Raw genomic sequence first — 24,225 nt, forward strand, 5'->3', positions numbered from 1 at the left:
CCCGTCGAGCCGGGCCGAGCGGGGCAGACGCTCGGCGATCAGTCCGGTCACCGTCGACTTCCCGGCCCCGGCCCCGAGGGACATCAGGCGCGCAGGAGCCGCAGGTCGACGGCGTCGGCCATGGCCCGCATGCCCGCGTCGCCGGGGTGGAGGTGGTCGCCCGAGTCGTAGGCCGGGGCGAGGGCGGCCGGGTTCGCGGGGTCGCGCACGGCCCGGTCGAAGTCGATGACGCCGTCGAAGGCGCCGCCGGTGCGGATCCAGCGGTTGACGGCCTGCCGGATCGCCTCGGCGGCAGGCGTGTAGTAGCCGTTGCCCTCGTCGGGCATCAGGGTCGCGCCGATGACGCGGACGTGGGCGGCGTGCGCCTCGCCGATCAGCGTGCGGTAGCCGTCGACGAGGTCCTGGGCGGTCAGCGGCTGTCCGTCGGGCCCGGCGTTGTTGCCGATGTCGTTGATGCCCTCGAAGAGGATCACGTCCTTGACGCCCGGCAGGCCGAGCGCGTCGTGGCCGAACCGCTTCAGGGCGCTGACCCCCTGCCACAGGTTCGGGACGTCGGTGAGGACGCGGTTGCCGCCGATACCGGCGTCGACGACACTCAGCCGCTGCGGGCCCGGTCCGGCACCCAGTCGGCGGCCGAGGAAGTCGGGCCAGCGGGTGTAGGTGCCCGTCGAGGAGTGGTAGCCGTCCGTGATGGAGTCGCCGAAGGCGACGACCGTGCCCCGTGCGGTCGTTGACACGACGTCCAGCCCTGCCAGGTAGTACCAGGAGGTCGTGGTGGTGCCGAACGCGTCGGCGCCGTCGTCACCGGTGTGGTTCCCGGCGGCGAGGTAGGTGGTGTCGAACGCGTCGGAGTGCCAGGTCGACATGCCCGTGGTGCCGGGCACATAGACACTGACGAGCAGGTTCTCCCCGGCGGCCACCGAGATCGGGACGACGTCGCTGACCGACTCCGTGCCGGCGGGGATCGTCACACGGCCGGACGCGCCGAAGGTGACGTTCCGCGTGGTGCCGCGCACCGCCTCTCCGCCGCTCGCCTGGACGGCCACGTCCACGGCGCCGATGTCGAGCGGGGTGGCGCTGTACCGGTTGGACAGGGTGATGCGTGCGCCCGAGCCCGAGATGCTGCTGTGCACCACCATCCGGATGGTCCGGTCGTCGAAGGACGGGCCGCCGGTCGTCATGCTGGGCGCCCAGGCGCTGACCCGGGTGCCCCTGCCCTGCGCCGACGACGTGGCGGCGCCGGCCGCGTGCGCGGTGCTCGGCGGAACGACCGCCAGGGCCAGTCCGGTCACCGCGCCCAGCAGGGACAGCAGGGACCTGCGCCACGGTCGTCGACCCGCCGCCGTTCTTCCCATGTGCGGGGACATCCTCGATCTCTCCACTCTTCTCGTCGGGGCCTTCTTTTCGTCGGGGCCTTGCGGCTGTGTCTGACGACCCGATCTCAGGCGAAGCCGCCGAGCGTGACGGAGCCACCGGGCCTGAGGCTGATCCGGCGCGAGGTGCCGCCCGCGACCACGGTCGTGTCACGGCCGCCGACGCTCTTCAGCGTCACCTGCGTGATCCTGCCGTTCTTCCATCTGAGGTCGGCGACGAAGCCGCCGCGGACACCGACGCCGGACACCGACCCGGATGCCGCCCACGCGGCGGGCAGTGCGGGCAGCAGTTCCACGTGGCCCGGCCGCGAGTAGACCAGCATCTCGACGATCGCGGAGGGGGTGCCGAAGTTCGCGTCGATCTGGAAGATGCCGCGGCCTTGTCCCATGTCCATGATGTCGAACAGGTTCGGCGCGGTGCCGTTGCCGCCGCTCACCGACGGCTTCAGGTTGGTGACGACGAGCTGGTACGCCTTCTCCGCGTCCTTCAGCCGCGACCAGCACAGGCTGCGCCAGGCGTTGGACCAGCCGTAGCTGTTCATGCCACGGGCGGTCAGCAGGGCCGTCGCGCCGGCGAGTATGTCCTTCGGCGTGGAGTCGTCCGGGCGGATCCGGTCGCCGGGGAACAGGCCGAAGAGCGGCGAGAGGTGCCGGTGCGTGGTCTCGCCGAGGTTGTCGGGCGACATCCACTCCTCCAGCCAGCCGGTCTTGGGACTGACCACGGGCAGGTACAGGCGTCGGCGCAGACCGTCGACCGTCGCGCCGTAGGAGGTGTCCCTGCCGAGCACCCGGGTCGCGGTGAGGTAGTTGCCGAACAGGTTCCACACCAGTTCCTGGGCGTAGGTGATGCCCTTGGCGTCCAGCGGCCCCTGCTCGGGAGACCAGTCGCTGTCGGCGATCAGGACCTCGCGCGAGGCTCCGGAGCCGTCGGTGACGGTCGTGGCGATCAGACGCGCCTCCCAGAACTCCACGGCTCCCTTGACGAGCGGGTAGATCCTCTCCAGGTAGGCGCGGTCCTGCGTGTACTCGTAGTGCTCGAACAGGTTGTGGCACAGCCAGGCATTTCCCGCCGGGTGCCACCACCAGCCACCACCGCCGTAGGGGTTGGTGGAGATGGCCACGGTCCAACCGGCGATCTTCCCGCTGGAGTTGCGGTACCGGTTGGTCGCGCTGTTGAACAACCTCTGCGTGACGTCCGTCCAGGACGGCAGCTGAGCGAGGCAGTAGTCGGCGAACGCGTCGAAGCAGCCGGACAGGCCGGTGCGATCGGCCATCCAGTAGTTCATCTGGACGTTGATGTCGGTGTGGTAGTCGCCCATCCAGTCCGGGGCGTTGCCGTCCAGCCACGGTCCCTGCAGACCCATCGGCAGGCCGCCCCGCGACCCCGAGATCATCAGATAGCGGCCGAACTGCAGGTAGGACGCCTCGAGTTCGGGGTCCGGGACATTGTCCCGGTAGCGGGCCTGGACCCGCTGCCAGGTGTCCAGCCCGCGTTGCGAGGCCGACGACGTACCGAGGTCGATGTCCAGTTGCTCGAACGCCGGGCGGAAGTCGGCGACATGGGTGCGCAGCAGGGTGTCCACGGAGTGGCCGGCCGCGTCGAGGACCTTGGTGCGCGCGAGGTGCTCCGGGTCCACGGACGGATCGCGGAAGCCGGCGTCCGCGTCGGGAGCGTAGTCGGTGCCGCCGCTGACCACGACGGTGAGGTCCTTGCAGCCCGTGAAGGAGATCGCTCCACCGTCGACGGCGACCGTGCCGGTGCTGCTGCGGGCCGTGACGGCGGCGCCGTACGTGAGCCCGTTGGCGAGGGAGGCGCCGAACGAGGCGCAGCGCCCCGTGCCGGTCGCGGTGGTGGACTCGCCGTGGGTGCCGGCGAGGGAGACGGTACCGGTGTATGTGCCGCCGCCCTGCTGGGAGAAGTGCAGGACGATGACGTCGTCGGGGCGGCTGGCGAAGATCTGCCGCCGATAGGTGACCCCGGACAGCTCGTACGACGCGGTCACCAGGCCCTGGGCCAGGTCCAGGGTGCGGCGGTAGCCGTCGACGGAGCCCAGGTCGTGCCCGGGGATGTCGACGGTGAGCTCGGCCAGCAGGGTCAGTGAGCCGAAGTCGTCCCGGCCGTAGGGGAATTGGCCGTCGCTCTGCAGGGTGTCGTTGAGACCGCCGGTCCACAGCGTGGCGTCCGTGATCATCAGCAGTTCACCGGAGGGGTCGTTGCCCGCCAGTGCTCCGAGGCGGCCGTTCCCGACCGGAAGGCCCTGCTGGATCATCGAGCCGGAGGAGGCGGGGGCCTGCCACCACAGCTGGTTCCTCGCGGCGGCGGACGTGGACAGCAGTGGTGAGGAGGTGGGCCGCGCGGGGGCCGCCGACGCGGTGAAGGCGGGCAGTCCGCCGAGGGCGGCGGCCGCGCCGGCCGTGGCGGCGAGGGCGAGGAAGCCCCTGCGGCTCGAGTGGTTGTCGCGCGATTCGGTGTGCTCGGTGTGCTCGGTGTCCACGTGTGCACTCCAGGTCCGGGGGAACGGCGCATGCGGGGGTGGGGCGGGGGCGGTCCGTGGGTGCCCGGGGCGCGTCCCCGGGACCCACCGGGTGTCAGAGGGACTTGGGTACGTCGATCCTGTCGATGTCAGGTGCGTAGCCCGAGCCGCTGTCGAACGTGATGGTGTTGGAGCCCGCCTTCAGGGCCAGCTGGACGCTGACGGTGTCGACCGTGCCCCAGTCGCCCGTGGAGGGGAACTTCACACTGGTGCCGTTGCCGCTGTCGGAGGAGACGGTCACCGAGCGGGAGTCGCCGCTGACGTAGGCGACGCCGACGGTGTAGATGCCGTCCTTCCTGACCGTGACGTCGTTGAACTGCAGCTTGCCGCCCAGGTAGAGGTTGCCGACCTTCTTGCCGCCCGAGCAGGAGTCGCATCCGGCGACCGAGGCGTTGCCGGTCAGGGTGTTGTCGGCGGACTCGGCCTCGTAGCCGGTGGTCGCGAGCCGTCCGCCGCCCGGCCTCACGGTGAAGAGCCGTGAACCGTGGGCGGGCAGCGTCGCGGTGATCCTCTTCTTGTACGTGCCGAGGTTCTGGTGGTTCCACAGATCGCGCACGGAGGCCGAGCCGGTGAAGCCGAAGGAGGCCCAGTCGGCGGTCACCGAGGACGCCGAGGCGCCGAGGTTGAACAGCGCCACGGTGTAACTGCCGTCGGGGTTCTCGGTTCCCCAGACCTGCTGGTCGCCCATCGGGGTGACCGGGCGCGCGACGGGGGAGTCGCTCTGGTCGACGCCGATGACCTCCTGGTTCGTCAGCAGGGAGAGGCCGTAGCCGTCCAGCTGGGTGAGGTCGTCCCCGGTGAACAGCGGTGACTTGCTGATCGCCCACAGGGTCATGTAGCTCTGCCGTTCGGCGCGGGTGAGGCCGTCCATCGCCCCGTTGCCGACGTCGATCGCGTCCAGGTCGTTCCAGCCGCCGGGGCCCGCCTCATGGCTCCACGCGGGGGCGTCGTTCCACCGGTCGTCGACCGAGTTCTCCCACGTGACCAGGGTGTCGCAGTAGCACTCGACGTCGGTGTCGATGCGCCAGCCGTTGGAGTACGTCTTCCAGTCGGCGGCGTGCCCGATGTCGAGCGACCAGGAGATCTCCAGGTGGATCGGGCGGCCGGTGGCGGCGATGGCCCGGTGCCAGGCGGCGACGTCCGCGACGTTGTCGTAGTTGTCACCGGACTTGGAGGAGCCGGGGCCCACACCGTCCAGCTTGAGGAAGTCGAACCCCCAGTCCGCGAGCATCCGCGCCTGTGAGTCGATGTACTTCTGGGCGCAGGGCTTGCCGAAGTCCAGCTTGTAGGCGCTGTCCCAGCCGTTGGTGGTGCGCAGGTCCGGGTAGACGACGTCCGCGGTGGTGCAGCCGGGGGCGTCGCGGACCGGTACCTTGCCCGCGCCGTACGCGCCCTTCTCCAGACCGACGGGCAGGTAGATGCCGGCCTTGAGCCCCTTGGCGTGGATGTGGTCGGCGACCGCCTTCATGCCGTGCGGGAAGCGCACCGGGTCGGGCGTCTGCCGGCCGTACCGGTCGAACTCCGATGTCCAGGAACTGTCCATCCACCAGCCGGCATCGATGTTGACGTGGTCGTAGCCGTACTTCTTCAGCGTGGTCGCGAGCGCGTCCGTCTGCTTCAGGACGTTCGCCTCGGTGAGATAGCTGTAGTCGCCGTTCGGGTTCAGGCCCGGGTAGTGGGACGACTGCATGCTCCAACTGGACCAGCCCATGTACGGCTTGGCCGCGATGGGTGGGGCGGAGTCGGGTGTGCTCGCGGCCGAAGCGCCTGAACCGGTGGCGGAATCCAGGGACTTGGGAGCCACGGCCATGGCCGGTCCGGCGGCGGCCGGGACCGCTGTGGCGAGTCCGGCCGCGACGGCCAGGACCAGTGTCGCTCTGACGGTGCGGCGCGGGCGGCCGGGGAGGGCTCCGCGCAGGGCTCTGTACGGGGATGACCGCATGGGTGGTCGCCTCCAGGGGTGAGGTCAGCGGAAACGTGCGGTGACACCGGTGGGGCAGGGGCGTCGGCGGCGGACGGGAGAACGGACGTGCGGTGCAGGGCGCGGGGGAGAGGCGGCCGGGGCGCCGGACCGGCGGCTCGGCCGCCGCCCGAGCCGATGGTTCATCGAGGCTCCTCCCACATGCCCGATCCCATGAACGACTGGATGGCGGTGGCCGCGGCCCCCCGCGCCCACTCCGCGAAGGGCAGGGGGCGGGTCGTCACGTCGCACTGCGAGGCGGTGCCGAACGCGGACGCCGCGAACGCGCCCCGGACGCCCTCGGCGACCAGGTCGTAGGCTGCCAGGCCCTCCCCGGAGATGATCACCCGCTCGGGACCGAGGATGTTCACCAGAACTCCGATGGCCTGGCCGATGGCTTCACCGGCCCGTGCGTAGACCCCTGTGACACCCGGGTCTCCGCCGTGGGCCAGAGCCAGTGCGTCGGCGGCGTCGGTCACCGGCCTGTCGGTGGCGGCGCGGACCGCGCGCAGGATCGCCGGATCCGACGCGATCGCCTCCACGCACCCCCGGTTGCCGCAGTGGCACAGCGGGCCGAGCGGGTCGATGGGCAGGTGCCCGATCTCGCCGGCCACGCCGTGCGCGCCGGACACCACCTGTCCGTGCACCACGAGACCGCAGCCGATTCCGGCGCCCACGGTCACCAGGGCGAAGTCCGAGAGACCGACACCGGCTCCGAACCAGTGCTCGGCGACCGTGAGCGCCCGTACGTCGTTGTCGACCGTGACCGGCAGGCCCGTCTCCGTCGCGGCGATGTCGGCGAGGGGCACGTCCCGCCACCCCAGGAAGGGGGAGTAGCGGACCACACCGCCGGCGCGGTCCACGTCCCCCGCGATCGCGATGCCCAGCCCTTCGACCCGCACACCGAATCCGTCGGCCTCGGTGAGCAACTCCCGCACCAGCGCGGCGAGGGCGGGGAGCACCGTCCACGGCTCCCGGCCGGTGAGCGGTACGTGCCGGACCAGCCGGATACGGCAACGCAGGTCGGTCAGTACGGCGATGATCTCGTCGCCGGTCACCTTGATCCCGATGAACAGCGCCCTCCCCCCGTCCACCCACACCAGGTTGGCGGGGCGTCCCACCGCGGGCCGCGCCTCCTCGTCCTCGCCCTCGACCAGGTAGCCGAGCCGCATCAGCGGGCGCACCGCCTTGGTGACGGCGGCCGGGGAGAGGCTGGTGCGGCGCCCCACCTCGGCCCGAGTGAGGGGGCCGTGGGAGAGCAGGGTGGTGAAAACCGAGGAGGCGGCCGAGCGCATGGCCGGAAACTTAGAGAGGTTCTTTTTCGCTGTCAATGAATTGCGCATACCCCTTTGCAAGGGCATGAGTCGACCGCACGTCGCCTGGAAATCAGAGGCACCGAGGCCGAGTTGCCGTGGACCACAGAAGGCAGACGTCAGGGGGTGGCAGACCCGTTCAGGTAGGTCAGCACGGCCTGTACCCGACGGTTGGTCTCCTCGGAGGCGGTGATGCCCAGCTTGCCGAAGATGTTCGCGGAGTGCTTGCCGACGGCGCTCTCGCTGACGAACAGCCGGGTGGCGATGGCGGTGTTCGAGTAGCCCTCGGCCATCAGCGCCAGCACCTCACGCTCACGCGGCGTGAGCGCGGCGAGGGGATCGTCGCGGCGGCGGCCGCCGAGCAGTTTCGCCACGACCTCGGGGTCCATGGCGGTGCCGCCGTCCGCCACGCGGCGTACGGCCTCGACGAACTCCGCGGCGCCGAGCACCCGGTCCTTGAGCAGATAGCCGACACCGCCCGAGCCGTCGGCCAGCAACTCGCGGGCGTACAACTGCTCGACGTGCTGCGAGAGCACGAGCACCGGCAGCCCCGGCCGGCTGCGGCGGGCCTCCAGTGCCGCCTGCAGGCCCTCGTCGGTGAAGGTGGGCGGCAGCCGCACGTCCACCACGGCGACGTCCAGTTCCTCCTCGGCCAGCGCGCGGCGCAGCTCCGGCCCGCTGGCCACGGCGGCGGCAATGGTGAAGCCGTGCGCCGTCAGGAGGGTGCAGAGCCCTTCCCGGAGGAGGAAGAGGTCTTCGGCGAGGACAACACGCAAGGCAGCTCCATCGTCACCAGGGTCGGCCCTCCGACCGGGCTCTGGATGGCGATGCTACCGTCGAAGGCCGACAGGCGGCGGCGGATGCCCCGCAGGCCGCTGCCGCCCGCCCCGAGCACCGGCCCGTCCTCCTCGTGGGCGCCCCCGCACCCGTCGTCCCGGACCGCGCAGCGCAGCACTCGGCCGGTGTGGCTCAGCTGGATGCGGGCGTGCGTCGCGTCCCCGTGCCGGGCGGCATTGGTCAGCAGCTCGGCGACGGCGAAGTACAGCGCCGCCTCGATCGGCCCCTCCGCACGGCCCGCCAGCCCGTCGGCATCGACCTCCGCCTCCAGCGGGGCGTCCAGGGCGAGCGCACGCAGCGCGTCCACCAGCCCGCGCTCGGCGAGCACCGGCGGGTGGATGCCCCGGACCAGGCCACGCAGTTCGGTCAGGGCGCGCGCCGAGTTCTCGCGTGTCTGGCGCACCAGCTCGCGCGCCCGGTCCGGGTCGGTGTCCATCAGTGTCTCCAGGGCACCGAGGGCGAGGCCCATGGCCACCAGCCGGGCCTGCGCACCGTCGTGCAGGTCGCGTTCGATGCGCCGCAGTTCCGCCTCGCGGCTGTCCACGGCCGCGGCGCGGGTCTCGGTCAGTTCCTCGACGCGCTCGGCCAGCCGACGGCGCTCCACCTCGACGGCCACGGACGGGGCGGGCCCGAGCAGCAACGGCAGCCAGCGACGGCTGTGCAGCCGGGAGGCGGGGCCGGCCAGCCGCAGCCCGGCGTAGTAGAGCGCGAGGCCGGCCGGCAGCGCCACGGCCGGCGAGTCGAGCACCGTGCCCTGGGGCAGGCCGCCCCGGCTGCCGAGGAGCGTGGCGATGCCCGGAGCCAGCAGCCCGAAGAGGCCGTACCACACGAGCGCGCCGGGCCCGAGCAGCAGCACCGGCCCGATGAGCGACTCCAGCGCGAGAAAGGCGAGGTCGCGGCGGGTGGCCGGGTCCTCGCGCGGCGGTCGGTCGCGCAGATGGGGGCGCACGATGGCGCTGCCGCCGAAGCGTCCGGGCACCTTGCGGTACATGTCGGTCAGCTTGCGCCTCGCGCGCAGCAGGCCCCGGTCGGGGTCGCCGTCCGTGAGAAGGCTCGCCGGCAGACACACCAACAGCATCACCAGGGCCGCGGGGCTGCACCAGCCGACCGCCCAGCAGTACCCCAGCTCCCGGTGCCGCCGCCCGAAGCGGCGCAGGGCGGTGCCGGTGACGCGTCCGGCGGTCGTGGTCATGGGGGCAGCCTCCCGAAAGGGTCGCGCGGTTCCTCACCTGAACCGGTTCACCAGTGTGACGCGACCGGAGGCCGGACACGGTGGGGCCGGGGCCCGCCCGGGGGTGGGGCCAGCCCCACCCGGCGTCGGCGTCTGGGCCCAATGTGCGCGTTCCCGCAGCTCCGTAGCGTCGAAGGCAACAGGAACGGACACCGATCACGGACCGGGGACCAAGGTGAGGGACATGACGGGGACACGTGGTGTGAACAAGCACGAGAGGGCGTCGAACGGGCCGCTGCTGCAGAGTCTGGCGCTGAACGTCGTCGGGCCACTGGCCGTGTTCTACGGCTTGCGGGCGGCCGGGGTCGACCTGTGGTGGGCGGTGCTGGCGAGTGCCGTTCCGCCCCTGGTGGAGGCGCTGCTGACCGTGGTGCGGGAGCGGCGCGTCGGGATGCTGGGCATCCTGGTGCTGACCATGGTGGCCCTGGGCGCGGCGCTGTCGGCGGTGACCGGCAGCCCGCGGTTCATGTTCGCCAAGGACGGCTGGATGACGGGGATCGTCGGGCTGGTGTTCCTCGCGACGCTGCGCGGACAGCCGATCATCTACCGGATCGTCCTTTCGGTGGCGAAGGGGAAGAAGCGCGCGGAGCTGGAACACAACTGGCAGGCCTCGCCCACCTTCCGTCATGTGATGCGGCTGCTGACGGCGGTCTGGGGCATGGGTCTGCTGCTGGACTCGGCGGTGCGGGTGATGCTCGCGTACACGCTGCCCGTCGACTCGGTGATGCTGGTGACCACGCTCCAGTACGTGGCGCTGTTCGTGGCCCTGGAGATCGTGAGCCGTCGCTACGGGCGCAACCCGGCGCGTGTCGCCGTCATTCACGGCGAGGCCGCGGCGACGGCCGCCTGAGAGAGCCATCGGGACCGAAGACGCAGGAGCGGGATCATGACGCGGGTGGTAGTGGTCACGGGGGCGGCGAGCGGGATCGGTGCCGCGGTGGCGCGGCACTTCGGCCGGCTCGGTGCGCAGGTGGTCGTGGCGGACATCGACGTGGCGGGCGGTACGGCCGTCGCCGAGGAGGTGGGCGGGCTGTTCGTCCGTACCGACACCACGCGGGAGGAGGACAACCTCGCGCTGGTCGCCGCCGCCGTGGAGGCCTACGGCGGGCTGGACTTCGTCCACCTGAACGCCGGGATCGGCGACGGCGGCGGCTTCGGCCGGGACGACTACGACGCGGCGCGGCAGCACCGGGTGCTCACGGTGAACCTGCACGGTGTGATGTTCGGGCTGCACGCGGCCCTGCCGGTGCTGGCCGCGCACGGCGGGGGCTCGCTGGTGGTGACGTCCAGCATGGCCGGGGTCGGCATGGCGCCCTTCGACCCGGTGTACGCGGCGACCAAGTACGGCGTGATCGGCCTGGTCCGCTCGCTGGCCCCGCCGTGGCAGGCGCAGGGGGTGCGGATCAACGCGATCTGCCCGGGCTTCGTCCGTACGCCGATCCTGCCGCCGGAGGCGATCGACCACATCGTCGGTGAGGGCTTCGCCCTGGCGGATCCCGCCGAGATCGCGGCGTCGGTCGCCGAGATCGCGGCGGGCGAGGAGGTGGGGCAGGCCTATGTGCTGCAGGCGGGCCGCGCCCCGGAGCCCGTGGCCTTCCCGCGGCTCGACCTGGCGCGCGCCGACGCCTGAGGGCCGTGCGGCGACCTGGTCGCCCGCCTGGACCTCGCGGTGCCGGCGAGCACCGCGGACGTCCTGCTCGCCTCGGCCGGCCCGCCGGGCGCCCGGCGCGGCACGGGCCCTCGGGCGGCGGCGCTCACGAGGTGCGGTCGACCTCGCGCACCAGCTCGATCGCCCGTGCCAAGGTGCCGAGCCGGGCTTCCAGGGTGTTGCCCGCCGGGTACAGGCGCACCGTGTCGACACCGGCGGCGCGCCACACCCGGAGCCGTTCGCGGACCATGGCTTCGGTACCGATCAGCGTCGTGCCCAGGACCATGTCGTCGGTCACCAGTGCCGCCGCGCTCTCCCGGTCACCCGCCTGCCAGCGCTCGCGCACCTCGGCGGCGACCTCGGCCCAACCCTGGCGGCTGTAGGCGTTGTTGTAGAAGTTGGTGGACGCCGAGCCCATCCCGCCCAGGCTGAAGGCCAGCTCCTTCTTGCGCCGCGCGGTCATCGCGCCGAGGGCCTCCTCGTCGGACGCGAAGGCGACCTCGGCGCCCTGGCAGATGTCCAGGTCGCCGCGTGTGCGGCCGCGGCGGGACAGGCCGTCGTCGAGGTGGGCGAAGTAGGCGCCGTCCGCGCCCTCGGGAACGAAACTGGTGCCCAGCCAGCCGTCGGCGACTTCCCCGGTCAGACGCAGCATGGCCGGTGACAGAGCGGCCAGGTACAGCGGGATCCGATGCTCGGCGCGCGTCGACAGCCGCATCGGAACCGCGTCGCCGTCGGGCAGGGGGATGGTGAACTCCCTCCCGGAGTAGGCGAGTCTGCCGCCGTCGAACAGCTGCCGGACGATCTCGACGGTCTCCCGCATACGGCGCAGCGGCCGGGCGAACGGCACCCCGTGCAGCCCCTCCATCACCTGCGGGCCCGAGGCTCCGAGACCGAGCAGGAAGCGGCCGCCCGAGAGGTTCGACAGCGTGATGGCGGTCTGCGCGACGGCGGCGGGGGTGCGGGTGCCCAGCTGTATGACACCGGATCCCAGAAGCATGCGGTCGGTGCGGGCGGCGTAGTAGCCCAGCGCGGAGGGAGCGTCGGAGCCCCAGGCCTCGGCCACCCAGCAGATGTCCAGGCCCAGCTTCTCCGCCTCGACGACGAAGTCCGCCTGCTGGGTCCAGTTCTCGCTGCCCGAGGCCTCGACCGTGGTGGCCGTACGCATCACGCCTCCGCCCGCTTCTTGATGTGCCCGAGCGTCGAGGCGATGTTCCGCTCGAACTCACGCAGTCGTACGAACACGATCTTCTGCTCCTTGTCCGGCATCCGGTCGATGGCGGCCGACAGCCCCGAGCGCCCCGGGCCCAGCTGCATCCACTCCGACAGTGCCGTCCCGCCGTTCTCCGGCCGAAGGCGGAAGCGCCAGATCGCGGAGGGGTTCGCGGGGTCCTGCACCGCCCAGGCGAAGACCCGCCCCGGTTCGCACTCGATGACGTGCGAGGTCGTCGACCATGCGCCGAGCGCCTCGTGCCCGCTGTGGCCGACGAACCGGGCGCCCACGGCCGGACCGTCCGCACCGTCGAGCCAGGCGACGGACCGGAGTTCCCCGCTCATGCCCGGCATCAGGGTGACGTCGCTGACCAGTGCCCACACCCGCTCCGGTGGGGCGTCGATCCAGGTCCCCACCTCGACCGTGGGTTTGTCCGCGTAGCGCGCGCCCGTCCACTCCACGTCCGCAGGCCTCCTCGCCGTAAGGGGTGTGACCTCCAGAGTTGCTTTATGAGACTCACCTGTCAAGGGGGCCGGACGGCCCCGGTCGGGCCGTACCGAATCGGCGCACCACATCCGGCCGGCGTGCGAGCCGCTCGGGATAGCCGGGGCCCATCCGCATCGAGGTCTCCTGGGCCGCCAGGGGCTTTCGGCAGACGGAGCACACCACCTCGGCCGTGGTGTCGTGGCCGCACGCGTCGTGATGGAAGACCACCGGGACGCCCTCCTCGCCGGCCAGCCATCGGTCGCCCCATCTGGACATCGCGGCCAGCACCGTGAACAGGTCGCGGCCCATCTCCGTGAGGACGTAGTCGTAGCGCGGTGGCTCGCTGTCGTAGAGCCGCTTCTCCAGGACCCCCTCGTCCACCAGGCGGCGCAGCCGGTCGGTCAGGGTGTTGCGCGCGATGCCCAACTCCTGCTGGAACTCGTCGAAGCGGCGGATGCCGTAGAACGCCTCCCGTACGACGAGGGGCGTCCAGTGGTCACCCAGCAGGTCGAGGGTGCGGGCGATGGAGCACGGCCAGTTGGCGAACGACGTCCGTTTCATGTCTCCGATGATAGGCAGTCTCACGAAGAGACTCAGCAGATGGAATTTCCTTTGAGTGAAGGGCGGGACTCCCGATCGAGGGCGAACGCCGGGCCGCCGCCGGGCTGCGCCGCTCGGCCACTGTCCGCGCGCCGACGGATATTCGCTGGCCGAGCGGGCGGAAAGGGCGGACGCTCGTCCCATGGCTGACATGGGGGCGTTCCGGCAGGCGGTCACCGCATGGGCGGCCGGTGGCCCCGGTGACCCCGCGCACGAGCTGGCCTTGCGGCTCGCCGTGCGGACCGCCGTCCTGCTGGAAGGGCCGAGCGACGCGGCGGCGGTCGACGCACTGGCCGCGCGCCGCGGCCGGGACCTCGCGGCCGAAGGAGTCTGCGTCCTGCCGATGGGCGGTGCGATGAACGTCGGACGCTTCGCCCGCCTGCTGGGACCGCCTGGCCTTGGGCTCCCTCTCACGGGACTGTGCGACGAGGCGGAGCGCCCCTACTACGCTCGCGGCCTGGAGCGGGCCGGTGCGGCAGCGCGAGGGTTCTTCGTCTGCGCGGCGGATCTGGAGGACGAACTCATCCGCGCGCTGGGCGTCGCGCGGGTGGAGGAACTCGTCCGGGCGGAGGGCGACGTGCGCGCCCTGCGGACCTTCCTGCACCAGCCGGCACAGCAGGGCCGCACCGCACAGCAGCAGATGCGCCGCTTCCTCGGCACGAAGAAGGGGCGCAAGATCCACTACGGCCGTGTCCTGGTGGAGGCCCTCGACCCCGAGCGCGTACCCGCCCCGCTCGACGGCCTGCTCACGAGCCTGTGACGGCGGAGGGCGCCGGTTCGCCGACGCCACCGGCGATCACCAGTGGATCCGCACCGACCGGAGCGTCGGCGACAAAACGACCGCCGTACAACCTTGGCGCCGGGTGACCGGTCTTCATCGCCGTACGGTGCCCGCTCACCGGCAGCGGTGCCGTCTGCCAGTTCTCCACCGCGAGCACGGAGCCCGCGCCGCTCACCGTGAGCCTGCTGATCACACCGTCCATCGGCTGTTCCGGGCCGGCGCACTACGTCGTCAAGCAGGGCAGGGTCTTCGCCGGCTGATCCGCACCCGCCCCGCGCCCGCTCCGCCCATGAGTCGGCGCGGGAACGTCGACCGGGAGGCGGCCCGTGCTTGAGAGGCGTCCACCGGACGCATAAAGTGCGTCCGGTGGACGCGTAGTCCGCCCGGCGTCGGGCGGGCGTGCGGTGCGTCCGCGACGCCATGCCCGTGTTCCCTGCCTCACGCTTCATGTGCCGCCGCGTCCTGCTCGTACACCGCGCACTGCCTGCACCTGCTGACGCGGGGTCACCTCCTCGGCCCCCACGCCCCGCGCGCCCGCGAACGCGGACTCGCGCTGCCGACCGAGGCGGGCCGGCCCGCCGACAGCGCCGTACGCATCCATCTGACCGTCACGCACTACGTCGTCGGCGCCGTACTCCTGGACGGCGTGACCGCGACACGAGAGGCACGCCGATGACCCGGAACACCCTGCCCTCCGGCACGCATTGGGCATCCGGAGGCAGCAGGATCACCGTGCACGGGCGCACCGGAGACCACACGCTGTTCGTCCGCCAGGACGGTCCCACCGCCGGCCCGCCCGTGACCCTCGTGCACGGCTTCCCCACCTCCTCCCACGACTGGTCCCTGATCGTGCCCCGGCTGGCGGCACGAGGGCACCGGGTCACCACCTTCGACCTGCTCGGCTTCGGACACAGCGACAAACCCCGCCGGCACCCCTACTCCGTGCTGGAGCAGGCCGACCTGGCACAGGACGTCTGGCGCCGTCTCGGCATCGGCGACACGGCACTGGTCGCCCACGACTACGGCGTCAGCGTGGCCCAGGAACTCCTCGCCCGCGCTCCCGACCGGATCACCCGCATGGCCTGGCTCAACGGCGGCCTCTACCCGGACCTGCACCGGCCCGTGCGCGTACAGCGGCTGCTCCACGGCCCGTTCGGCCCGCTGCTCGCGTACGCCGTCACCGAACGCGGCTTCCGCATGACGATGCGCCAGATCCTCGGCAGGGACGTCCCGGACGACGATCTGCATACCATGTGGGAGAGCATCCGCCAGGACGGGGGCCGCCTGCTGGCCCCGCGGCTGCTGCGCTACATCGACGAGCGGCGCACCCATCAGGCGCGCTGGATCCCGGCCCTGGAGGGCTACTCGGGCCCCACCCTGTTCCTCTGGGGACCCGCCGACCCGATCAGCGGTGCCCATGTGCTGCCCCGGATCCGGCAGCGCATGCCGTCCGCCACCGTCATCGAACTCGCCGGACCGCCCGCCGTCGGCCACTATCCGCAGGTGGAGGCGCCGGACGAGGTCGCCGCACACCTCGAACGCTTCCTCGGCACCCGGTGATCCGGCCCCACCGGATCACCGCACCGCTCACCGCGCGCCCCACGGTGATTACCTGACACGTCATCGACCGCAGCGGCGCCCCGGTGACAGGATCGTGGACATCAGCAGCCCGCCCAGCCGGAAGGATGCCACCATGTCCGCCTACGCCATCGCCCACCTGCAGGAAGCCGCACCGCACCCGGAGATCGCCGAGTACATCGCGCGCATCACCGACACCTTCGAACCGTACGGCGGACGCTTCCTCGTCCACGGCGCCGCGCACGAGGTGAAGGAGGGCACATGGCCCGGCCACATCGTCGTGATCGGCTTCCCGTCGTTCGACCGGGCGCGCGCATGGTGGGACTCCGACGCCTACCAGGCCATCGCGCCCCTGCGGTCACGGCACATCGACGGCGACATCATCCTGGTGCCGGGCGTCGGAGAGGACTACGACGCGAACGCCACCGCACGGACCATGCTGGAGGCGCTCGACGTCCGCTGACGAGCGACAGGCGGCCCGTCAGCCGCCGGCGTCGGTCGGCAACTGCTGCTCCGCCCAGATGGTCTTGCCCGTCTCGGTGTACCGCGTGCCCCAGCGCTGGGCGATCTGCGCGACCAGGAAGAGGCCTCGCCCGCCCTCGTCGGTGTTGCGGGCACGGCGCAGATGGGGCGAGGTGTTGCTGGCGTCCGACACCTCGCAGATGAGACACCGTTCGTGGATCAGACGCAGGCTGATCGGTCCGCCGGCATGCGTGATGGCGTTGGTGATCAGTTCGCTCACGATCAGCTCGGTGGTGAAGGCGATGTCCTGCAGACCCCACGCGGCCAGCTGCCGCGCGGTGTTGTCCCGCGCATCGTGCACCGCGCGGGCCTCGGCGGGCACCTCCCAGGAGGCGACGCGGTCCGGGGCCAGGGCGCGCGTCCGGGCGACGAGGAAGGCGACGTCGTCGTGCGGATGGTCCGGCAGCAGAATGCGCACCATGGTGTCGCAGATCTCCTCCAGCGGCCGGTCGGGGTGGGCGAGCGCGAAGCAGAGACGCTCGAAGCCGATGTCGACATCGCGGTCCGAGGCCTCGATCAGGCCGTCGGTGTAGAGGGCGACGACGCTGCCCTCCTCCAGCTCGATCTCGGCCGACTCGAAGGGCAGACCCCCCAGTCCCAGCGGGGGGCCGGCGGGGATGTCGGGCAGTTCCACCGGCTCGCTGAGGCGGGCGATGGCGGGTGTGGGGTGTCCGGCACGCGCCACGGTGAGCCTGCGCGAGATGGGGTCGTAGACCGCGTAGACGCAGGTCGCGCCGATCACGATCGGCCCGTCCGTGGCCGCTTCGGCCTCGTCCGCGAGGCGCAGGACGAGGTCGTCGACATGGGCGAGCAGTTCGTCCGGGGGCAGGTCCAGATCGGCGAGGGTCTGTACGGCCGCCCGCAGCCGGCCCATGCTCGCCGCGGCGTGGATGCCATGGCCGACGACATCGCCCACGACCAGGGCGACGCGGGCACCGGAGAGCGGGATGACGTCGAACCAGTCGCCGCCCACACCGGCCTCCGCGTCGGTCGGCAGATAGCGGTAGGCGACGTCGACGGCGCAGTGCTCGGGCAGATCGGGGGGCAGCAGGCTGGTCTGCAGGGCGAGGGCCGCGTTGTGCTCGCGCAGGAAACGCCGGGCGTTGTCCACGCACACCGCCGCCCTGGCCACCAGCTCCTCCACCAGCAGCAGGTCGTCCTCGTCGAACGGGTTGGGGTTCTCCCAGCGCAGGAGGGTGACCACCCCCATGGTCGTGCCGCGCGCCCGCAGCGGCACGACCAGGTGCGTGTGCACACCGAGCCGCACGAGTCTGGACAGGCGCCGCGGATCACCGGCCAGCCACCACGTCGTCGGATCCAGCACCGGATCGAGGATCGGCCGGCCCGTGGCCAGGCAGCGCTGCTGCGGTGACTGCGCCGGGTATCCGGTGGGCTCCCCGACGGGAACGATCGCCTCCGGCTGCTCCTCGTGGATCGACAGATGCGCCGCCCGCCGCAGCGTGCCACCGGTGACCGGTCCCGGGGCGAGGTCCCCGGCCCCGAGGACGCCCTGGAAGAGGTCGATCGCCACGAAGTCGGCGAGCTGCGGCACGACGACCTCGGCCAGTTCCCGCACCGTGCGGTCGAGGTCGAGGGTGGTGCCGATCCGCTGCGCCGCCTCGTTGACCAGGGCGAGCCGCTCCCGTGCCCGGTCCTGGGCGGTGAAGTCGACGGCGGTGTGACACACCCCGAGCGACTTGCCGTCGAGGTCCTTCAGCGGGAACGACGAACGGAGCCTGAGGTGGCCGTGCGAGTTCCGGCGGGACCTGCCGTGCGCGGGCGGCACGTGCTCCACGGCCGGCGTGACGCGCCCCGAGGACAGGGCCTGGCGCGCCTGCCAGTCCACGGCCGACGGCACCTGCTCCGGCCCGGGGGCCGTGGACGTGGAGTGGGCACCGAGGTGGACGGGCAGCCCCTCCATGGCGACCAGCACCTTGTTCACCCACTGGAAGCGCAGGTCGCTGTCCAGGACGGCGATGCCGATCGGTGACTCCTCCAGGAGACCGCGCACCACCGCCTGATCCAGTTCCCACTGGTGCGAGTCCTCGACCCCGCACGCCACGGCGAGCCACACGGAGCCGTGCTCCGCGCGCAGCGGACACGCTCGTACGGCCAGGTCGACCGGGTGTCCCGCACAGTGACGCAGGGTGACCAAGCCCTCCCAGCCATCTCCGGTCCGCTGCGCCGCGGCCAGCGCCGACGCCGGTGAGTCCTTGCTCGTCAGGAGCGAGGCCGCGGCCCGCCCCAGCACACGCGACGCCGGATACCCGAGAAGGTCTTCCGCCGTCCGGCTCCAGTGGCGAATCAGGCCGTGTACGTCCACGAGGGCGACTGCGGCAGACGTGATGCCGAACGGGTCGCCCTGGTGCATGTCGGCAAGATCTCTGAGATCCATGGTGTCTGCCGCATCCGCAGGCGGGATTCCTGACACCACGGTCTCACATGGACCCGGGAGTGTCCTCGGGCCGACGGCCCCGGCATCCGCGCAGGCCGCAGCGGCTCACTCGGGTGGGCCACTGCGGCCGCCGGCCGGCTGCGGGCGTTACGCGCGCGGGCGCTCGAAGGTCAGCAGCAGTCCTTCCACGGCTCCGGGGCCTATGCGGCCCTTCACGTCGGCGGCGGTGATGGCCTTGAGGCCCCAGCCGTCCTCGGCGTGCTTGTTCAGAACCTTCTCCAGCTTGTCGCTGTCCAGCGCGTCGCCGATCAGCGACTCACGGAAGGTGACGACCTTGTACTCGTACGCGTAGCCGTTGCTCATGGGGCGAAGTCCTCCTGACTGCCGGGCGGGTGGTGGTCCGACGACCGGGGCAAGCTAACCATCACCGAGCCCCGCGACAGAAGACAGAAGGACGTAGGGGTGAAGGCACCGTCACCGGCCGGGACCGCACCGGTACAGAGCCTGCTCGACGGGGTCGGCCTCACCATGACCGGAGGAGCCGGAGGCGGCGCCGAAGACGGCGTCGGGGACGAGCCGGCAGGAGGACCGGACCCACGAGGTGATGTGCGCAGTGGCCGTCGTGGCCGCCCCGGCCGAACCGACCATGCCGCCACCGCCGCCACCGCGCCCCGCGCCGCCCAGCAGTACGTACGTCAGCCTGCCGGAGTCGACCAGCCGCCGGAACTGTTCCGGGCTCGGGAAGGGCACCTTGCCGCTGAAGCCGCCGAGCGGCAGCACATGGGCCCCGGTGGAGAGGATGTACGGAGCCGCGCCGTTCCAGTTCGTCGTGGCGAACACGTACGTCGCCGATCCGCGGCGGGCCGACGTGTAGGCCAGCAACTTCCGCTGATCAGCGGTGAGTTCGCCGCTCGCGCCGGCACCGCCCTGCCCCCTGGAGACGCCGTGGCCTCCGAGGCCGCCGTAACCTCCGAAGGCGCTGAAGCCGCCGAAGCCGGGGGCCCCTTCGGTTCCTGCCGCTCGGCCGCGCTGCGTCCCGCCCGACCACGCCGTCCGCCCGGTCCGAGCGCCTGCCGGCATCACGGAACCGTGGCCGCGGCTCATGCCGGACGGGCCGACCGCGCCCATCCCCGAGTCCCGGTACGAGGGGCTCAGCACCTGCGCCGCCCATGAACCCGGTGCGAGGAGCATCGCCACGAGGGACACGGCCAGACCGGCCAGGGCGAGTCGGCCGACGGAGGCGGTACCGCCGGCGGACGTGCCACGGCCCGGCCGGGCCAGCGCCAGCAGCACGACGGCGGCGAGACCGAGCACGCCCACCACGGGCGCCAGCCACGGCAGGAACGAGGGGAACCTGCCGGCGACGTACGCGCTCCACGCCGCCGTCGCGGCCACCGCACCGGGCAGCGCCCAGGCGCGAGGGCCGCCCGCCCGGTACGCCCGCCACAGCACGGCGACGCCGCCACCGGTGAGCGCGGCGAGGGGAACCGCGATGACGCCCATGTAATAGGTGTGGCCGCCGACGCTGCCGGCGCTGAAGACCAGGAAGTACGTGGTCAGCCAGGCGCCCCACAGGACGAACCCGGCGCGCAACCCGTCGGTGCGCGGCTTGCCGCGGCGCCACAGGAGGCCGCAGACGCCGGCGAAAGCACCCATCGGATACAGCCAGCCGGTCTGCGAGGCCAGCGACGCGTCGAACATCTTCGACCAGCCGTCCTGTCCACCTCCCCGGCCGCCACCGGTGCGGAACCCGCCCAGGGCACCGGGCGCGGCTCCTGCCGCCCGCCCCGGTGCACGGTCCCGGGCCTGCCGCACGCCCTGGGGCCCGCTCGCCCCGGCAGAACCACGGGGAGCGGTGCGGTCGGTCCGGTCACTTCGGCCGGTCCGGCCGCCTACGACGCCGCCTGCCCCGCCGGTCGCGCCCGCCGCCCGGCTCTGCGGACCGCCGCCTCCGCCGCCCTGCGTGGAACTCACGCTGCCGGTGGAAGCAGCGGTGATGCCGAGGGACGAGAAACGGTTCAGGAAGTTGTAGCCGACCACCATGCTGAACGCCGAGTTGTTGGTGGTGCCATCCACATAGGGCCGGTCCTGGGCCGGGACGAGCGTGACCGCGAGCATCCAGGAGGCCGACACGGCGGTCATCGCCACGGCGGACAGTACGAGATGCGCCAGCCGCCTGCGCAGCGCGATCGGCGCCGAGATCAGGTGGACGAGGGCGAGCGCCGGCAGCACCGCCCATGCCTCCAGCATCTTGGCCTGGAAGCCGACGCCGACCCACACACCGGCGATCACCAAGGGGCGCAACCGGCCGCTCATGGCCGCGCGTTGGGTCGCCTCGGCCGCCAACAGCACACAGAGTGTGAAGGCGGGATCCTCGACGGCGGTGCGGAACAGCCCCACGGCCACCGGGGTCACCAAGAACGCCGCGTCGGCGATCAGCGCCGCATGGGCACCGGCCCAGCGGTTCACCACGCGGTGCAGGACCAGCAGGCTCGCCACCCCCTCCAGGACCTGGGGGAGGACCAGCGCCCACGGATGAAATCCGAAGACACGGGCGGAAATTGCCTGGGGCCAGAGGAATCCCGGCAACTTGTCCAGGGTGATGGAGTTCCCAGGGTCGAAAGAGCCGTAGAGGAAAGCCTTCCAGCTCTCCGTCATGCTGCGTGCGGCGGTCGCGTAAAACGTGTGATATTGACTGTGCTCGATACCCCATGTGTACAGCACCGCCGCGAGCATGGTGATGACCAGCAGTGTCGGACGCACGTATCCGGGCTGGTCCGCCGGCGACCTCCAGGGAGCGAGGCGAAGGGTGCGGCGGGAGGCCGCCGGCCTGAGAACTGTCGTAGCCATGACCGGCATTCTTCGGTACCGCCGGAGCCCGTCAGGAAGAAGCAGCGGCTTTCAAGGAAATTCTTGTCGGATCGAGGGAGATCCTTTACTGGCCTTGCCCTGCCTTAAATCCTGGAAGTGCTCCGCATTGCCTGCCGCACAATTGTGCCGTACACAGAAGACGGACAGTCGATGCACAGGTTTCTGGATATTCGCGTCGTGATGCCCGCGTCGTGCCGCCACGGGACCTTCTCGGACCTTCTCCCTCCCCGTGTGCACCTCCGGCGGGCCGGGCCACGGCGGCCACGCGGGTCACGGGCGCGCTACGCGGTCCGATGGTGGCCGGGCAACCGCTTGCAGCGACCTCGCCGAAGCCCCAGCATGGCCCTTCCCACCCGTTGTTCGGCAGGGAGTGGTCCATGCGCTCGAGCGTGTGCAGTGATCGCGAGCCGCACAGAGTCCGTGACAGGTGGATGTCGGTGTCCCATGTCTCTTCGGAAGGGGCTGGACGTGCCAGAGCCGTTTGATGCCGTGACTCCTGCCGTCGCCGGCGGACCCGGGCTCCCATCGGAGGCGACCGCACCGCTGACGGTCGGGGTGGAGGAGGAGTTCGTCCTGGCGGACCGGCACAGCAGGTCGGTCGTGTACAGGGCGGTCTCCGTCGTGGGCGCCGCTCGTGCCCACCTCGGCGGGCCGCACGTCACTCCCGAGCTGTCGCAGTCCCAGGTGGAGACCGTCAGCGCGGTGTGCCGTACCGCGGCCGAACTGGAGTCGGAGATCCTGCGATTACGCACCGGTGCGGCTGCCGCAGCGGCCGAGCACGACTGCCTGCTGGTGCCCAGCGGCATGGCGGTCCTCGGCCGTCCCGGCCCACCGCCCCTCCTCGACCAGGCACGTTACCGCGCCCTTGTGCGCCGCTTCGGGCCCGTGGTCCACGGGCAGGGCGTGAACTCCTGCCATGTGCACATCGGCGTGGCCGACAAAGAAGAAGCGATACAGACGGTCAACCACCTGCGGGGCTGGATGCCCCTTCTGCTGGCTCTCACGGCCAACTCGCCCTACTGCGACGGGGCGGACACCGGTTACGCGAGCTGGCGCTCGATGGTCTGGAGCCGGTGGCCCTCGGCCGGACCTCCGCCCTACCTGCGAGGCGTCGCCCATTACGAATGGATGGTCGACCAGCTCGTGGCGAGCGGAGCGGCGATGGATCCGGCCATGCTCTACTGGCACATCCGACCCTCGGCACACCTTCCCACCATCGAGGCACGCGTCGCGGACGTGATGCCCGACGCGCGGACCACCACCGCCTACGCGCTGCTCGTCCGCGCCCTCGTGGGCAACGCCGTCGAGGCGGTACGCGCCGGCGAACGAGCGCCCGAGGTCCCCGACCTGCTGTTGCGGGCGGCCAGCTGGCAGGCTGCTCGGCACGGTCCGACCGGCACCCTGCCCGGCACCCACGCCCGCGACTGCGCACCCATGGCCGTCAGCCGGCTGATCGAGGAACTGTGGAAGCGGGTCGAGCCGCAGCTCAGCCGGCACGGTGACGACCAGCGTGTCAGCGACTGGCTGAGCGACGTCCAGCTCCAGGGGTCCGGGGCCGCGCGGCAGAGGCGTATCGCGCGGCAGCACGAGGACGGCCTGCGGGCCGTGGTGGACGACCTCGCCGTCGAGCTGCCTTCGTGATTCCGCGCCGACCAGCCGACTGTCCGGCCGACTGTCCGACCGGCCGTCCGACCGACTTTCGCGGTCCAGATGCCGTGTCCGTGTCCGTGTCCGTGTTCGTGACCGCTCCCGCTCACCGCGAGGCCGGGGCCGTATCAGCCGATGACATCCGTGAAGCCGTGTCCGGTGATGTCCTCGCCCGCGAGTGTGCCGGTCACCTGGCATGCGCCCGTGTAGGCGCCTTCGGTGCCGAAGAGTGTCTGACGGGTGATGGCAAGGGAGGCGTCGAGGGCGGGAACGGTCAGAACCCAGTGCCCGTCGTGGTCGGTCCGTCGGCCCTCGGTGATCAGGTGTGAGCCGTCGGCCGTGACCTGGGTGAGCCAGCACGTACCGTCTCCCGCGGCGTCCCAGACGCTCAGATACCGGCCCGCGCCGAGATCGAGTCCGAGCCATGTGAAGCGCGGCGGCTGGGTGATGCCGGCGACCCACTGACGGTCCAGCCAGGTACGTCCGCCGACCTGATGCGTGACGCCCCCCACGGTGATGGTTCCCGACGTGGTCAGGCCGGGCAGTGCGTACTGCCCGGTCGTGCCGCCGAAGAAGGGGAACACCCCACCGCCGCCGTTGTAGAGGACGGGCGCCTCGCGCCGCAGGGAGAGCCGAATCGAGGCGGTGTCCGTCGTGCCGGAGATGTCGAGCCGGTCCAGGTCTCCGCTCACGGTCAGGGCCGATGTCTGCACAGAGAGGGAATCGGCGGACACCTTCACATCGGCCACGGCTTCGACGGTGTGCCTGGCGCTGGTGCGGCCGTGCCCGTTCTCGCTGTCCCCGTCCCCGTCCCCACCGTCGTCCAGGAGCGCGACGGTACTGAGGCAGGCGCCCTGCATCAGTATCGTGTGGATCTTCACCCAGAAGACCTTCTCGTGGTCGTGCACCTTGGCACAGAACCACCAGGAGTCCGTGTTGTCGGGGGAGGTCGGGGTGAGAACCTGGGCGGCGTCGATCAGTGTGGGACGGGTCGTGGTCATCGAATCTCCTTTCACCGGGCGGCTGTTGCTGCCTGATCACATTGAATCAAAGGGACACGGCCGACGATCGGCCCGGGAGGCGGCGGACGAACCGGCGTGCGGGTACATCGCGGTCGCGGCAGCTCACCCTCAATTCTCCGTTGACTCCGGGCGAACGGCCGTGCAACGGTGAGAGCGCGGTCCTTTCGAGCATCATTGTGAACTGGAGGCAGAACGCTGTGACCTTCGGAAGCGACGA

At 71.6% G+C, this 24,225-nt stretch carries 20 protein-coding genes; 6 read left to right on the top strand and 14 right to left on the bottom strand.

All coding sequences use genetic code 11. The annotated features are described in order from the left end of the window. Window positions 1-83: 83 nt before the first annotated feature. From AQI95_RS38275 to AQI95_RS38300, 6 genes are all read right to left on the bottom strand, one after another. The gene (locus AQI95_RS38275) at window positions 84-1,355 is read right to left on the bottom strand and encodes an SGNH/GDSL hydrolase family protein (protein ID WP_244188977.1); all 1,272 of its coding nucleotides are present in this window, start codon (window positions 1,353-1,355) and stop codon (window positions 84-86) included. An 86-nt stretch (window positions 1,356-1,441) separates the two neighbouring features. Beyond that, entirely contained in the window at window positions 1,442-3,868 is a 2,427-nt protein-coding gene (locus AQI95_RS38280) for a glycosyl hydrolase family 95 catalytic domain-containing protein (RefSeq protein ID WP_067135113.1), read from the bottom strand. Window positions 3,869-3,962: 94 nt separating this feature from the next. Continuing rightward, window positions 3,963-5,849: an alpha-galactosidase D gene (locus tag AQI95_RS38285; protein ID WP_067135115.1), complete on the bottom strand. Its 1,887-nt coding sequence runs from the start codon at window positions 5,847-5,849 to the stop codon at window positions 3,963-3,965. Window positions 5,850-6,010: 161 nt separating this feature from the next. Continuing rightward, on the bottom strand, window positions 6,011-7,162 hold the full coding sequence (locus AQI95_RS38290) for an ROK family transcriptional regulator (protein WP_067135117.1): 1,152 nt from the start codon (window positions 7,160-7,162) through the stop codon (window positions 6,011-6,013). 137 nt (window positions 7,163-7,299) lie between these two features. Continuing rightward, window positions 7,300-7,956, bottom strand: a complete 657-nt coding sequence (locus AQI95_RS38295; protein WP_067135119.1) for a response regulator transcription factor — start codon at window positions 7,954-7,956, stop codon at window positions 7,300-7,302. After that, window positions 7,896-9,209, bottom strand: coding sequence for a sensor histidine kinase (locus AQI95_RS38300; RefSeq protein ID WP_067135121.1), 1,314 nt, complete (start codon window positions 9,207-9,209; stop codon window positions 7,896-7,898). The genes AQI95_RS38295 and AQI95_RS38300 overlap by 61 nt, the downstream gene beginning before the upstream one ends. Window positions 9,210-9,432: 223 nt before the next feature. Here AQI95_RS38300 and AQI95_RS38305 point away from each other — a divergent pair, with 223 nt between their 5' ends. Together AQI95_RS38305 and AQI95_RS38310 are read left to right on the top strand one after the other, a co-directional pair. Next, a complete protein-coding gene (locus AQI95_RS38305) occupies window positions 9,433-10,098 on the top strand; it encodes a VC0807 family protein (protein WP_159056650.1) in 666 nt (221 codons plus the stop codon). Between the two features lie 36 nt (window positions 10,099-10,134). Then, complete coding sequence (locus tag AQI95_RS38310) at window positions 10,135-10,878, top strand: SDR family NAD(P)-dependent oxidoreductase (protein ID WP_067135125.1); 744 nt, start codon at window positions 10,135-10,137, stop codon at window positions 10,876-10,878. 124 nt (window positions 10,879-11,002) lie between these two features. Here the strand turns inward: AQI95_RS38310 and AQI95_RS38315 are convergent, their stop codons facing one another. From AQI95_RS38315 to AQI95_RS38325, 3 genes are read right to left on the bottom strand one after another with little or no spacing between them, the layout of a single operon-like run. Continuing rightward, window positions 11,003-12,061, bottom strand: coding sequence for an LLM class flavin-dependent oxidoreductase (locus AQI95_RS38315; RefSeq protein WP_067135127.1), 1,059 nt, complete (start codon window positions 12,059-12,061; stop codon window positions 11,003-11,005). Further along, window positions 12,061-12,567, bottom strand: coding sequence for an SRPBCC family protein (locus AQI95_RS38320; RefSeq protein WP_067135129.1), 507 nt, complete (start codon window positions 12,565-12,567; stop codon window positions 12,061-12,063). Before AQI95_RS38320 ends, AQI95_RS38315 begins: the two co-directional genes overlap by 1 nt. A gap of 55 nt (window positions 12,568-12,622) precedes the next feature. Then, entirely contained in the window at window positions 12,623-13,153 is a 531-nt protein-coding gene (locus tag AQI95_RS38325; protein WP_067135131.1) for a winged helix-turn-helix transcriptional regulator, read from the bottom strand. Window positions 13,154-13,334: 181 nt separating this feature from the next. Here AQI95_RS38325 and AQI95_RS38330 point away from each other — a divergent pair, with 181 nt between their 5' ends. After that, window positions 13,335-13,952, top strand: coding sequence for a TOPRIM nucleotidyl transferase/hydrolase domain-containing protein (locus AQI95_RS38330; protein ID WP_067135133.1), 618 nt, complete (start codon window positions 13,335-13,337; stop codon window positions 13,950-13,952). Here the strand turns inward: AQI95_RS38330 and AQI95_RS38335 are convergent. Beyond that, a complete protein-coding gene (locus AQI95_RS38335) occupies window positions 13,939-14,175 on the bottom strand; it encodes a hypothetical protein (protein ID WP_067135135.1) in 237 nt (78 codons plus the stop codon). The two genes, AQI95_RS38330 and AQI95_RS38335, sit on opposite strands and share 14 nt — an antisense overlap. Before the next feature lie 470 nt (window positions 14,176-14,645). On the opposite strand from AQI95_RS38335, the gene AQI95_RS38340 reads away from it, so the two are divergent. Both AQI95_RS38340 and AQI95_RS38345 read left to right on the top strand, forming a co-directional pair. Next, window positions 14,646-15,533: an alpha/beta fold hydrolase gene (locus tag AQI95_RS38340; protein WP_067135137.1), complete on the top strand. Its 888-nt coding sequence runs from the start codon at window positions 14,646-14,648 to the stop codon at window positions 15,531-15,533. Between the two features lie 133 nt (window positions 15,534-15,666). After that, window positions 15,667-16,014: a DUF1330 domain-containing protein gene (locus tag AQI95_RS38345; RefSeq protein ID WP_067135139.1), complete on the top strand. Its 348-nt coding sequence runs from the start codon at window positions 15,667-15,669 to the stop codon at window positions 16,012-16,014. An 18-nt stretch (window positions 16,015-16,032) separates the two neighbouring features. Here the strand turns inward: AQI95_RS38345 and AQI95_RS38350 are convergent, their stop codons facing one another. From AQI95_RS38350 to AQI95_RS38360, 3 genes are all read right to left on the bottom strand, one after another. After that, on the bottom strand, window positions 16,033-18,468 hold the full coding sequence (locus AQI95_RS38350; RefSeq protein WP_079071799.1) for a SpoIIE family protein phosphatase: 2,436 nt from the start codon (window positions 18,466-18,468) through the stop codon (window positions 16,033-16,035). 147 nt (window positions 18,469-18,615) lie between these two features. Further along, entirely contained in the window at window positions 18,616-18,831 is a 216-nt protein-coding gene (locus AQI95_RS38355; protein ID WP_067135141.1) for a DUF4177 domain-containing protein, read from the bottom strand. A 111-nt stretch (window positions 18,832-18,942) separates the two neighbouring features. Next, the gene (locus AQI95_RS38360) at window positions 18,943-21,318 is read right to left on the bottom strand and encodes an ArnT family glycosyltransferase (RefSeq protein ID WP_067135219.1); all 2,376 of its coding nucleotides are present in this window, start codon (window positions 21,316-21,318) and stop codon (window positions 18,943-18,945) included. Between the two features lie 489 nt (window positions 21,319-21,807). On the opposite strand from AQI95_RS38360, the gene AQI95_RS38365 reads away from it, so the two are divergent. After that, entirely contained in the window at window positions 21,808-22,980 is a 1,173-nt protein-coding gene (locus AQI95_RS38365) for a carboxylate-amine ligase (RefSeq protein WP_159056651.1), read from the top strand. 134 nt (window positions 22,981-23,114) lie between these two features. Here the strand turns inward: AQI95_RS38365 and AQI95_RS46785 are convergent, their stop codons facing one another. Further along, window positions 23,115-23,987, bottom strand: coding sequence for a lipocalin-like domain-containing protein (locus AQI95_RS46785; protein ID WP_067135143.1), 873 nt, complete (start codon window positions 23,985-23,987; stop codon window positions 23,115-23,117). Window positions 23,988-24,225: the final 238 nt, after the last annotated feature.

Source organism: Streptomyces yokosukanensis, from assembly GCF_001514035.1.
GTDB lineage: Bacteria > Actinomycetota > Actinomycetes > Streptomycetales > Streptomycetaceae > Streptomyces > Streptomyces yokosukanensis.